This is a genomic window from Ruegeria sp. YTSC199 (assembly GCF_059609725.1).
Genome location: NZ_JBXWMF010000007.1, coordinates 190,671 through 202,530 on the forward strand (window position 1 = coordinate 190,671; position 11,860 = coordinate 202,530).

At 58.5% G+C, this 11,860-nt stretch carries 10 protein-coding genes and 1 tRNA gene; 7 read left to right on the forward strand and 4 right to left on the reverse strand.

What is annotated here, in order from left to right; all coding sequences use genetic code 11:
- The first annotated feature begins 51 nt into the window (after window positions 1-51).
- On the forward strand, window positions 52-1,551 hold the full coding sequence (locus tag AC2FEE_RS09380) for a CoA-acylating methylmalonate-semialdehyde dehydrogenase (protein ID WP_480590780.1): 1,500 nt from the start codon (window positions 52-54) through the stop codon (window positions 1,549-1,551).
- Window positions 1,552-1,747: 196 nt separating this feature from the next.
- Complete coding sequence (locus tag AC2FEE_RS09385; protein ID WP_496864664.1) at window positions 1,748-2,332, forward strand: L,D-transpeptidase; 585 nt, start codon at window positions 1,748-1,750, stop codon at window positions 2,330-2,332.
- Between the two features lie 50 nt (window positions 2,333-2,382).
- Here AC2FEE_RS09385 and AC2FEE_RS09390 read toward each other — a convergent pair whose 3' ends face one another.
- Together AC2FEE_RS09390 and AC2FEE_RS09395 are read right to left on the reverse strand one after the other, a co-directional pair.
- The gene (locus AC2FEE_RS09390) at window positions 2,383-2,859 is read right to left on the reverse strand and encodes a fasciclin domain-containing protein (RefSeq protein WP_496864665.1); all 477 of its coding nucleotides are present in this window, start codon (window positions 2,857-2,859) and stop codon (window positions 2,383-2,385) included.
- A gap of 60 nt (window positions 2,860-2,919) precedes the next feature.
- A complete protein-coding gene (locus AC2FEE_RS09395) occupies window positions 2,920-3,771 on the reverse strand; it encodes a class I SAM-dependent methyltransferase (protein WP_496864666.1) in 852 nt (283 codons plus the stop codon).
- 132 nt (window positions 3,772-3,903) lie between these two features.
- Here AC2FEE_RS09395 and AC2FEE_RS09400 point away from each other — a divergent pair, with 132 nt between their 5' ends.
- From AC2FEE_RS09400 to AC2FEE_RS09420, 5 genes are all read left to right on the forward strand, one after another.
- Window positions 3,904-5,019, forward strand: coding sequence for a carboxylate-amine ligase (locus AC2FEE_RS09400; RefSeq protein WP_496864668.1), 1,116 nt, complete (start codon window positions 3,904-3,906; stop codon window positions 5,017-5,019).
- A gap of 105 nt (window positions 5,020-5,124) precedes the next feature.
- Window positions 5,125-6,267 carry an acyl-CoA dehydrogenase family protein gene (locus tag AC2FEE_RS09405; RefSeq protein WP_496864669.1) on the forward strand — a complete coding sequence of 381 codons (1,143 nt, stop codon included), beginning with the start codon at window positions 5,125-5,127 and terminating at the stop codon, window positions 6,265-6,267.
- Window positions 6,268-6,274: 7 nt separating this feature from the next.
- A complete protein-coding gene (locus tag AC2FEE_RS09410) occupies window positions 6,275-7,315 on the forward strand; it encodes an enoyl-CoA hydratase/isomerase family protein (protein WP_496864671.1) in 1,041 nt (346 codons plus the stop codon).
- A gap of 3 nt (window positions 7,316-7,318) precedes the next feature.
- Window positions 7,319-8,191: a 3-hydroxyisobutyrate dehydrogenase gene (gene mmsB / locus AC2FEE_RS09415; protein ID WP_496864672.1), complete on the forward strand. Its 873-nt coding sequence runs from the start codon at window positions 7,319-7,321 to the stop codon at window positions 8,189-8,191.
- 99 nt (window positions 8,192-8,290) lie between these two features.
- Window positions 8,291-8,620 carry a hypothetical protein gene (locus AC2FEE_RS09420; RefSeq protein WP_496864674.1) on the forward strand — a complete coding sequence of 110 codons (330 nt, stop codon included), beginning with the start codon at window positions 8,291-8,293 and terminating at the stop codon, window positions 8,618-8,620.
- Window positions 8,621-8,629: 9 nt separating this feature from the next.
- Here AC2FEE_RS09420 and uvrA read toward each other — a convergent pair whose 3' ends face one another.
- Both uvrA and AC2FEE_RS09430 read right to left on the reverse strand, forming a co-directional pair.
- Window positions 8,630-11,488: an excinuclease ABC subunit UvrA gene (uvrA, locus tag AC2FEE_RS09425; RefSeq protein WP_496864675.1), complete on the reverse strand. Its 2,859-nt coding sequence runs from the start codon at window positions 11,486-11,488 to the stop codon at window positions 8,630-8,632.
- Window positions 11,489-11,663: 175 nt separating this feature from the next.
- Window positions 11,664-11,740: transfer RNA gene (locus AC2FEE_RS09430), tRNA-Asp, on the reverse strand.
- Between the last annotated feature and the right edge of the window lie 120 nt (window positions 11,741-11,860).

The window sequence follows — 11,860 nt, forward strand, 5'->3', positions numbered from 1 at the left end:
CGAAATTTCTGCAAGCCTATTGTGCGCTCAAATCTATCGGAGGAACTATCGATGCAAGATCTGACCCACTTTCTGAATGGCGAGATGACCGCCGGAACCTCTGGTCGTTTCGACGACATTTTCAACCCGGCAACCGGCGAGGTTCAGTACCGCTGTCCGATGGCCAGTGTTGCGGAAACCACCGCCGCCATCGAGGCCGCCGCCGCAGCACAGCCTCAATGGGGCGCAACCAACCCGCAGAAGCGTGCGCGCGTGATGATGGCCATGGTTGGCCTGATGAACCGCGACATGGACAAGCTGGCCGAGGCGCTAAGCCGCGAACACGGAAAAACTATCCCCGACGCCAAGGGCGATCTGCAGCGTGGTCTGGAAGTGATCGAGTATTGCATCGGTGCACCTCAGATGCTGAAGGGCGAATTCACCGACAGCGCGGGCCCCGGTATCGACATGTACTCGATGCGTCAGCCGCTGGGTGTTGTCGGTTCGATCATGCCTTTCAACTTCCCGGCAATGATGCCGCTTTGGCACGTTGGTCCGGCTCTGGCCTGCGGCAACGCGGTGGTTCTGAAACCTTCCGAGCGTGACCCTTCGGTTCCGCTGATGCTGGCCGAACTTTTTGTCGAAGCCGGCCTGCCCAAAGGCGTCTTCCAGGTTGTGAACGGCGACAAAGAGGCCGTGGACACCATCCTCGACAGCGAGATCATCCAGGGCGTCAGCTTTGTGGGTTCGACCCCAATCGCGCAGTACATCTACAGCCGCGCAACTGCCAACGGCAAACGCGCTCAGTGCTTCGGTGGCGCCAAAAACCACATGATCGTCATGCCCGACGCGGATCTGGATCAGGCGGCTGACGCTCTGGTTGGTGCAGGTTTTGGCGCGGCGGGTGAACGCTGCATGGCCGTTTCGGTTGCCGTGCCGGTTGGTGAAGAGACCGCTGACGCGCTGATCGACAAGCTGATCCCGCGCATCGAGAAACTAAAGGTTGGCCCCTACACCGCAGGTGACGACGTGGACATGGGTCCCGTTGTGACCGCCGCCGCGAAAGAGCGTATCCTCGGCCTGATCAACTCAGGTGTTGAGCAAGGCGCGAAGCTGGTTGTCGACAATCGCGATTTCAGCCTGCAGGGTTATGAGGACGGCTTCTTTGTCGGTCCGCATCTGTTCGACAACGTCACGCCCGACATGGACATCTACAAGCAGGAAATCTTCGGTCCGGTTCTGTCGACAGTCCGCGCTGGTTCGTACGAAGAGGCGATCGGCCTGGCCATGGATCATGAATACGGCAATGGCACCGCGATCTTTACCCGCGACGGTGACACCGCGCGCGACTTTGCCAGCCGGATCAACATCGGCATGGTCGGTATCAACGTTCCAATCCCGGTTCCGCTGGCCTACCACACCTTTGGCGGTTGGAAGAAATCGATGTTCGGCGACCTGAACCAGCACGGCCCGGACAGCTTCAAGTTCTACACCCGCACCAAAACCGTCACCGCACGCTGGCCCTCGGGCATCAAGGAAGGTGGCGAATTCAACTTCAAGGCAATGGACTGATCCACTGCTGAACCGCGAAACTTCCAAACCCGGCCTTTTACAGGCCGGGTTATTTCGGCAAAGCACCGCCAAAACTTTCGATTTCACGATAATTTCAGCGCAAGCGCCCTAGAAAACGGGGGCAAGGGTCAATACTTTACGGCAAATTATTGCTCGAGCAGTTCCTGAACCGGAGGCCAATTTGTCAAATCCCCGCATGACCCGCCGCTCTGCATTGTTGGGCGCAGCGTCTCTTCTGGCGACGCCAGCTATCGTGCGCGCTCAAAGCAGCGACGCTTTCCCAACCGATGAAGAAGCCATCAGCACGCAACTGTCGGTGCGACGCAACGTGTCTTCGTTCTCACAACAGACCTGGCAGGATCATTTCGACGAACTGGGTGTTGGCTGTCTGTTGGCCGATATCACCAGCCGCGCAGTGCACTATTGGGGCCCGGACGGGGCATATAAACTGTACCCGAGTTCAGTTCCGATGAGCGAGGAACTGACCAAGCGCGGGTACACCAAGATCGTGCGTAAAACCGAATTCCCAAGCTGGACACCAACCGCATCAATGCGGGAACGTGATCCGTCTCTACCCGTCCGCATGGAGGGTGGCGATCCCGGAAACCCACTGGGCACGCGTGCCATGTATCTGGACTGGCCAGCTTATCTGGTGCACGGCACCCATGATACGCGCAAAATCGGTCGTCAAAGTTCGTCCGGCTGTATTGGTCTCTACAATCAGCATGTTGAGGAACTGTATCCTCTGGTCCAGATCGGAACTCGGGTCAGACTGGTCTGACGCAAAAAGCCCCGGCCGCCAGACCGGGGCTTTTTCTTTTCCGGACGGCGTTATTCCGGCAGGATCACTGCGTCGATTACGTGAATCACACCGTTGCTGGCTTCGATATCGGCCTGCACCACTTCGGCGTCATTGACCTTAACACCGTTCCTTGCGTTCACGCTCAGACGGTCCCCCTGCACGGTCAGCACCTTGGCGCGCTTGCCCGCGATGTCACCCGACATCACCTTGGCCGGAACAACGTGATAGGTCAGAATTTCGACCAGCTGATCCTTGTTTTCCGGCAGCAACAGCGTTTCCACCGTACCTTCGGGCAACGCGGCAAAGGCTTCGTCGGTCGGCGCAAATACGGTGAAGGGACCATCGCTTTTCAGCGTGTCGGCCAGACCCGCGGCCTGTACGGCTGCAACCAGCGTGTTGAACGATCCGGCCGAAACGGCTGTATCCACGATATCAGCGGCCTGCGCCTTTACAGGCAGAGCAAATGCAAGTGCGGCGGCAGCGCCCATGAATGTGCGGCGAAACATGGCTGTTTTCTCCTCTCCAGCTTGTTATGGAAAGGGGTACGGAGCCTTAGCCGGCCCGGATCACTTTTCCTTGATTTGCACCCAGATACTCTGCGCCCGTCCATCTTTCAGAAATGGCAACGCCTCAACCGCATCCGGGCGGTCCTTTTGCAAGTAATACCCGGGCCAAAGCATTGAAAACGCACCGGATTGCAACAAGGCGTGCAGCACGTACTGCTCGCCCCAACCCGGGCAATCGTAGAAGAAACGCTTGGGGTATTCATAGGGCAGAAAAACATCGTGGACATGGATCACCACGCCCGGTTTCAGCGACGGAATGATCCGGCAGAACAAATGCGCCACGTCGTTGCTCATCCGAACCACATGGCTGGAATCGATGAACAGAACATCGCCCGCCTCAAGCTGATCGAACAGCGCCGGATCAACTTCCTCGAGCCGTTTCTGTTCGAAGTGGTCCACGACATGCGCGATATCTGCCCGCGGGTATGGATCAATTGCGGTGATCCGCGTGCCCAGCCCGCCGTCGATGATTGCCTGACGGGTCACGCGGGTCGAGTTGCCACAGCCGACCTCGATCACTTGCTTCGGCGCAAAGCGTCGGATCATCAGGTACAGCGCATCGGCATCAGGGCTGTCGTAGTAACCGTTGCCGATCCGATAGCTGGTCTGATTGCGTGCCGGGTCCTTCAGGGCGTCCAGCGCATCGGCATATTGGCTGTATTCAGCAACCAGTTGGCCGATATCGAAACCTTCCATTCCCGGTGACAAAGCATAGGCCGGGCGGGTCAATCCCCCTGCCCGTTCGAACGCCTCAAGCCGGGCGCGCTCGTCGTTTTCGGCAGCCTTGTCGATCAGCTTCACGCCCAGTTCGTCCAGGGCTTCGTTGATCTTGGGGAATTTTCTGGGTTTCACGTGCCGCTCCACTTTCGTCTCGCTTGTTCCTTACCGCTGCTTGACGGGCCTCTGCAAGAAGGGCTGCGTCAAACGCTTGGCAAAACAGGAATTTCCGTATTCACTGGTCGGAATAGTTATGCGAGGGTCGCCATGCAGCAAGAATACACGCTGGGCATCGAAGAAGAATACCTGCTGGTCGATCGCGACAGCTTTGAACTTGCCGAAGCCCCCGCAGCCTTGATGGAGGCCTGCCAGTCGGATTTTGAAGGACAGGTCAGCCCCGAATTTCTGCAATGCCAGATCGAGGTCGGCACCCGGCCCCACACAACGGTCAAGTCCGCCCGCGAGGATCTGAAGCGCCTGCGCTCCTGTGTGGCAGAACGCGCCGCTGAATATAACCTCGCCCCGATTGCGGTGTCCTGCCACCCGTTTGCCGACTGGAAGAAACAGCACCACACCCGCAAGGATCGTTATGACTCGCTGCATCACGCTTTGGGCGGCGTCGCACGACGCATGCTGATCTGCGGGATGCACGTTCACGTCGGGGTCGAGGACCCTGCCCTGCGCGCCGACTTGATGCCGCAGCTTTCGTATTTTCTGCCGCATCTGTTGGCGCTGTCGACATCCTCGCCTTATTGGAACGGAGAGGATACGGGCCTGTCCTCCTACCGCCTGACCGTCTTTGATAATCTGCCGCGCACCGGGCTGCCTCCGGTTTTGGCCAGTTGGTCGGATTACGAGCGCACAACCGGCATTCTGGTCGAACTTGGCGTGATCGAGGACACGACAAAGATTTGGTGGGACCTGCGACCATCACACCAGTTCCCGACGCTGGAGACCCGGATCATGGATGTGCAGCCGAGGCTGGAACACACGCTGTCGCTGGCCGCTCTGGTACAGGCCCTGACCCGCATGTTGTGCCGTCTGAAGGACCGCAATCTGCGCTGGCGGCATTACGACCAGTTCCTGATCGGCGAAAACCGCTGGCGTGCGCAGCGTTACGGCGTCGGCGAAGGGCTGATCGACTTTGGAGATCGTTCAATCAAACCGATGCCCGAGCTGATGGGCGAACTCATGGGCCTGCTGGCCGAAGACGCCGAGGCACTGGGTACCTTGACAGAACTTGCCCGTCTGCAGCAGATCGCGCAATCCGGCACTTCGGCCACACGACAACGCCGCGTCTATGCCGAGGCCGTGGCAAAGGGCGAAGATCCAGGCAAAGCTGTTGTCCGGCATCTGATCGAAGAATACCACCTGGACCTTTGATACCCCGGAATGCCTCATACCGGTGATTGCTGGCCGTGCAAAATTTCTGTAAGGATTCAGAAATAAACAATCGTTCAATTCATTCGGCAGCGTGGGAGGCAAGCCTTGGATTTTGCACTGACAGAAGAGCAGACCGCGATCTTCGATATGGCCCATGATTTCGGGCAGGACAACATCGCACCCAACGCCCGCCAGTGGGAGGCCGACGGGACCATCCCCAAGGAACTCTGGCCTCAGATCGGCGAGCTGGGGTTCGGCGGGCTCTATGTCTCGGAAGACAGCGGCGGGTCTGGCCTGACCCGTCTGGACGCGACACTGGTGTTCGAGGCCCTTTCGATGGCCTGCCCCTCGGTCGCGGCGTTTCTGTCGATCCACAACATGTGCGCCAAGATGTTGGACAATTTCGCCAGCGACGATCTGAAATCCCGCATCATGCCCGACGTGCTGAGCCTGAATACCGTCCTCAGTTACTGCCTGACCGAACCCGGATCAGGCTCTGACGCCGCCGCGCTGAAAACCCGCGCAGACCGCACCAACGAGGGCTACACACTGAACGGCACCAAGGCCTTTATCTCGGGCGGAGGCTATTCTGACGCCTATGTCTGCATGGTGCGCACTGGGCAGGATGGCCCCAAAGGAATTTCAACGGTCTATGTCGAGGACGGCACGCCCGGTCTCAGTTTTGGGGCACTTGAACAGAAGATGGGTTGGAAAAGCCAACCGACGGCGCAGGTGCAATTTGATGATTGCCACATCCCATCAGGCAATCTTGTGGGCACCGAAGGGGATGGCTTCAAATACGCAATGATGGGGCTGGATGGTGGGCGACTAAATATCGCTTCTTGCTCGTTGGGGGCCGCACAGGCCGGGCTTAACATGACATTGCAATACATGTCGGAACGCAAGGCTTTCGGCCAATCAATCGACCAGTTTCAGGCGCTGCAGTTCCGATTGGCCGATATGGAAATCGAACTGCAGGCCGCACGCACCTTCCTGCGGCAGGCCGCGTGGAAACTGGATCAGGGCACGCCGGACGCGACCAAGTTCTGCGCCATGGCCAAGAAATTCGTGACCGAGACCGGGTCAAATGTTGTGGACCAGTGCCTGCAATTGCATGGTGGCTACGGTTATCTGGCAGACTATGGAATCGAGAAACTGGTCCGCGATCTCCGCGTGCATCAGATTCTGGAAGGCACAAACGAAATCATGCGGGTTATCGTGGCCCGACAAATGCTCGCCGAACGCTGAGGGGCCCATGCCAGACATCGACATCCGTATCACTGGCCGCGCCGGGCGTATCACCCTGACCCGCCCCAAAGCGTTAAACGCGCTGACCTATGACATGTGCATGGCGATCGACACGGCGCTGCGCAACTGGCGCGAAGACGACGCCGTGGATTTGGTGATTTTGGATGCCGAAGGCGAAAAGGCCTTTTGTGCTGGCGGGGACATTGCCGACCTTTATGCAACCGGTATCAAGGGCGACTATGCCTATGGGCGCACCTTCTGGCAGGACGAATACCGTCTGAACGCGCTGATCTTTGAATACTCCAAACCGGTCGTCAGTTTCCTGCAAGGGTTCACCATGGGCGGGGGCGTTGGCATCGGTTGCCACGGCAGCCATCGCATAGTTGGTGAAAGCTCGAAAATTGCACTGCCGGAATGTTCGATTGGACTGGTGCCGGATGTCGGCAGCACCCTGATGCTGGCGCTGGCCCCCGGTCGAATTGGAGAATATCTGGGCACTACCGGCCACCGCATGGGACACGGTGATGCGATCTTTGCCGGTTTTGCCGATCACTACATACCCCTCGCCGAGTGGTCCGACCTGATCGAGATGCTTGAGGCGTCGGGTGACACAGACATGCTGCAGAAACACTCTGTGGTGCCACCGGCAAGCGAACTTGGGCGTCAGCAAGCCGAGATTGACGCGTGTTTTGACGGAGAGAGCCTTGGGGACATCCTGAACACCCTGACCCATTCGCAACACGCTGTGGCCACAGGCGCGCGCAAACTCATGGATCGCAATTCGCCGCTTTCCATGGCGTGCACGGTTGAGATGCTGCACCGGCTGCGCACCCCCAGCCTGACCCAGCGCAAAGCGCTGGAGTTGGAATACCGCTATACCTTCCGCGCGATGGAGCACGGGGATTTTCTGGAAGGCATTCGCGCCCAGATCATCGACAAGGACCGTGCGCCGCGCTGGCAGTTTGCCGATCAAGCCGTGCCTGCGGTCGCGGTGTCAAAGATGTTGCAGCCGCTGGGCAAAGACATGCTGACTTTTGAGGAGACATAAGAGATGAAAATCGGGTTTATCGGGCTTGGTAACATGGGCAATCCAATGGCCGCCAACCTGGCCAAAGCCGGGCATACGGTGACGGGTTTTGACATGGCCGATGTCGATGTTTCAGGTGTCACCATGGCGGGATCGGGTGCCGAAGCCGCAGAGGGTGCCGAAATCGTCATCACGATGCTTCCAAACGGTCAGATTCTCCGAGCGGTTGCGGATGAGATCATCCCCGTGATGCAGGCAGGGTCTGTGTGGATCGACTGTTCGACCGTCGATGTCGACAGCGCCCGCGCCGTCGCGGATCAGGCGAAAGAGGCAGGCGTCCTTGCGGTCGATGCTCCGGTGTCGGGCGGGATTGGCGGCGCGGCGGGTGGTACGCTGACCTTCATGGCAGGCGGCAGCGACGACGCCTTTGCCAAGGCCGAGCCCCTGTTCGACATCATGGGCCAGAAGGCCGTTCATTGCGGCGAGTCTGGAGCTGGTCAGGCCGCGAAAATCTGCAACAACATGATTCTGGGCGTCACCATGATCGCCACCTGCGAAGCCTTTGCGCTGGCCGACAAACTGGGGCTGGACAGGCAAAAGATGTTTGATGTGGTCAGCACATCCTCGGGCTATAGCTGGACGATGAACGCCTATTGCCCTGCCCCCGGCGTCGGCCCGGCCAGTCCGGCGGATAACGACTATCAGCCTGGTTTTGCCGCCGAACTGATGCTGAAAGATCTGCGGCTTAGCCAACAGGCTGCTGAAAGCGCGGATGCCGACACGCCGATGGGACAGGCCGCAACCGCACTCTATGAGAAATTCGTCGAGGCTGAGAACGGCTTGGGGATGGACTTCTCAGCCATGCTGCCACGGTTCGAGAAACGCGGGCGAAGCTAAGTGTGTTCCCCGTGGGCGGCTTCCTGCCCATGGGGTTGACCAGAAGATCAACCGCGGCCATCTGTTCTTGGCCCCGGTGTTCGCCCGAAAGGAAGCAAGATGTCGCGTGTATTGACCATTTCGACGGCAATTCTGGCGTTTGCGATCAACTCTGGCGTTGCAATGGCCGGGAACGGCAAAGGTAAGGTCGGGCACTGCCCGCCGGGTCTGGCAAAGAAAGCGGTGCCGTGCGTGCCGCCGGGACAGGTCAAAAGCTTGTATCGCACGGGTGATTACATCACCCGGGACTATCGCTGGATCAATGATCCATACCGCTATGGTCTGGATCGCGGCAGTTACATCCGTGCTGGTGACTATGTATACCGTGTCGATCCGGATACGCGGAAGGTGCTGAACCTGATCGGAGCGGTGGCTGATATCCTCAACTGAAGATAGCCCCTATTCCGCCGCTACCGCCTGACCATCCAACATCTGTTTCAGGTAACGTCCGGTATGGCTGCGCTCGACCGAAGCCACGTCCTCGGGCGTTCCAGTTGCCACGATCTGACCCCCACCATCTCCACCTTCGGGGCCGATATCGATGATGTGGTCGGCGGTCTTCACGACGTCCAGGTTGTGTTCGATCACAACAACCGTATTTCCCTGATCGACCAATTCATGAAGAACTTCCAACAGCTTACGCACATCTTCGAAATGAAGCCCGGTGGTCGGCTCGTCCAGAATATACAGCGTCCGACCGGTTGAGCGTTTGGACAGTTCCTTTGACAGCTTGACCCGCTGCGCCTCACCACCAGACAGTGTGGTCGCCTGTTGTCCGACCTTGATGTAGCCCAGCCCAACCCGCGCCAGAGCGTCCATCTTATCGCGGATCGAGGGCACCGCCTTAAAAAACTCCTGCGCGTCTTCCACTGTCATATCAAGGACATCGGCGATGGATTTGCCCTTGAACTTGATCTCCAGCGTCTCGCGATTGTAGCGCGCGCCCTTGCAGGTTTCGCAGGTCACATAGACGTCAGGCAGAAAGTGCATCTCGATCTTGATAACACCATCGCCCTGACAAGCCTCGCACCGGCCACCTTTGACATTAAAGCTGAATCGCCCTGGTTTATAACCACGCGCCTTGGCCTCGGGCAGACCGGCGAACCAGTCGCGGATCGGAGTGAAGGCACCGGTGTAAGTCGCTGGATTCGAACGCGGAGTCCGACCGATCGGACGTTGGTCAATGTCGATGACCTTGTCCAGATGCTCCAACCCTTTGATCGTTTCACAGGGTGCCGGGGTCTGCCGCGCACCGTTCAGACGCATTGAGGCGGTCTTGAACAGCGTCTCAATCGTCAGCGTCGACTTGCCGCCGCCGGACACACCGGTCACACAGACGAACTTGCCCAACGGGAAATCGGCGGTGACGTTCTTCAGGTTGTTCCCGGTCGCCTTGACCACCGAAACTTTCTTCTTGTTTCCCTTGCGCCGTTTCGGCGGGATCGGGATCTCTCGGGTGCCAGCGAGATACTGACCTGTCATCGAGGCCGCGTCGGCCGCGATCTGATCGGGCGTACCCTCGCTGACCACCTGTCCGCCATGCACACCGGCCCCCGGGCCTATATCGAAGACGTAATCCGCCTCGCGGATGGCCTCTTCGTCATGTTCGACGACTATCACGGTATTCCCCTGATCGCGCAGGTTCTTGAGCGTACCCAGAAGGCGGTCGTTGTCGCGCTGATGCAAACCAATCGAAGGCTCATCCAGAACATACAAAACCCCGGTCAGGCCCGAGCCGATCTGGCTGGCCAGTCGAATCCTCTGGCTTTCGCCCCCGGACAAAGTGCCACTTGAACGAGACAGCGTAAGGTATTCCAAACCCACGTTATTCAGGAAACCCAACCGCTCGCGAATCTCTTTCAGAATCGCCCGCGCGATCTCGTTTTTCTGAACACTCAGGTGGTTGGGCGCGTCTTCAACCCAAGCCAAAGCCTCTTTGATCGACATCTGCACCACTTGCCCTACGTGCAAGCCCGCAATTTTCACCGCCAAGGCTTCGGGACGCAAGCGGTAGCCTTCGCACGAGCCGCAAGGACGGTTGTTCTGGTACCGTTCGAACTCTTCCCGAATCCAGGCGCTGTCGGTTTCGCGATAGCGCCGTTCCATATTGGGAATTACGCCCTCAAAGCTGCGGGTGACCTGATAGACCCGCCCCCCTTCGTCGTAACGGAATTGGATTTCCTCATCGCCCGACCCACGCAAAAACACCTGTTGCACCTTGGCTGGCAGGTCCTTCCAGGGGGTGTTCTTGTCAAACTCGTAATGGCGCGCGATAGCCTCGATGGTTTGCAGAAAGTACGGAGACTTGCCTTTGCGCCACGGGGCTAAAGCCCCGTCATAGAGCTTCAGCGTCTGGTCCGGCACCACTAGCCGCTCGTCAAAGAACAGCTCGACACCCAAACCATCGCAGTCCGGACAAGCCCCGAAAGGCGCGTTGAACGAAAACAGACGGGGCTCAATCTCGGGGATGGTGAAACCACTGACAGGGCAGGCAAAATTCTCACTGAACGTGATACGCTCCGGTTCGCCCTCCCGCGGTGCGGTTTCCAGAATCGCGATGCCGTCCGCCAGATCCAGAGCGGTCCGCAGGCTGTCGGCCAGCCGCGTCTCCATCCCTTCGCGCACGACCAGACGGTCGACCACGACGTCGATATCGTGGCGGAATTTCTTGTCCAGCGTGGGTGGCTCATCAAGCTCGTAGAATTCGCCATCTACTTTAACCCGCTGAAAGCCCTGCTTTCGCAGTTCGAGGAATTCCTTTTTGTACTCCCCCTTACGGTCCCGCACGATGGGCGCAAGAAGATAACCTCGCGTACCCTCCTCCATTTTCATGATCCGGTCGACCATGTCCTGCACCTGCTGCGCCTCAATCGGCTGACCGGTGGCCGGGCTGTAAGGCGTCGCTGCACGGGCAAACAAAAGGCGCATATAGTCGTAAATCTCGGTGACCGTACCGACCGTTGAGCGCGGGTTTTTCGAGGTGGTTTTCTGTTCGATGGAAATCGCCGGAGACAAGCCGCTGATGTGATCCACATCGGGCTTTTCCATCATATCGAGGAACTGGCGCGCATAGGCCGACAGGCTTTCTACATATCGGCGCTGGCCTTCGGCATAGATCGTATCGAACGCCAGCGAGGACTTGCCCGAACCCGACAATCCGGTGATCACCACCAGTTGATCCCGCGGGATATCGACGTCGATCCCCTTGAGGTTATGCTCGCGCGCACCGCGCACCTCGATATTCTTCAGCTCAGCCATTTTGGCCCCCAACACACAAGTGTCCTAGAAATAGGCGAGCGGCACTGAGTCTCCAACAAAAAAGTTAGAACAAAATGTGAACTACCAGAATATTGCCGACATCTCCTGACATCAAAACCCAGATCCAATACGCGCCCCCTGCAAGGGGTGAGATTTATCGGCATCGAAAGGAAAATGGCGCGGTTGACGGGGCTCGAACCCGCGACCCCCGGCGTGACAGGCCGGTACTCTAACCAACTGAGCTACAACCGCGCATCTATTTCGTGGCCTTTACCCTGGACCAAGGATGGCAGCGATGGCGCGGTTGACGGGGCTCGAACCCGCGACCCCCGGCGTGACAGGCCGGTACTCTAACCAACTGAGCTACAACCG

Excerpts from the sequence above, each read along its gene's own strand:
- AC2FEE_RS09380 (WP_480590780.1), top strand. The coding sequence starts at position 52 with ATGCAAGATCTGACCCACTTTCTGAATGGCGAGATGACCGCCGGAACC.
- AC2FEE_RS09385 (WP_496864664.1), top strand. The coding sequence starts at position 1,748 with ATGACCCGCCGCTCTGCATTGTTGGGCGCAGCGTCTCTTCTGGCGACG.
- AC2FEE_RS09390 (WP_496864665.1), bottom strand. The coding sequence starts at position 2,859 with ATGTTTCGCCGCACATTCATGGGCGCTGCCGCCGCACTTGCATTTGCT.
- AC2FEE_RS09400 (WP_496864668.1), top strand. The coding sequence starts at position 3,904 with ATGCAGCAAGAATACACGCTGGGCATCGAAGAAGAATACCTGCTGGTC.
- AC2FEE_RS09410 (WP_496864671.1), top strand. The coding sequence starts at position 6,275 with ATGCCAGACATCGACATCCGTATCACTGGCCGCGCCGGGCGTATCACC.
- mmsB (WP_496864672.1), top strand. The coding sequence starts at position 7,319 with ATGAAAATCGGGTTTATCGGGCTTGGTAACATGGGCAATCCAATGGCC.
- AC2FEE_RS09420 (WP_496864674.1), top strand. The coding sequence starts at position 8,291 with ATGTCGCGTGTATTGACCATTTCGACGGCAATTCTGGCGTTTGCGATC.
- uvrA (WP_496864675.1), bottom strand. The coding sequence starts at position 11,488 with ATGGCTGAGCTGAAGAATATCGAGGTGCGCGGTGCGCGCGAGCATAAC.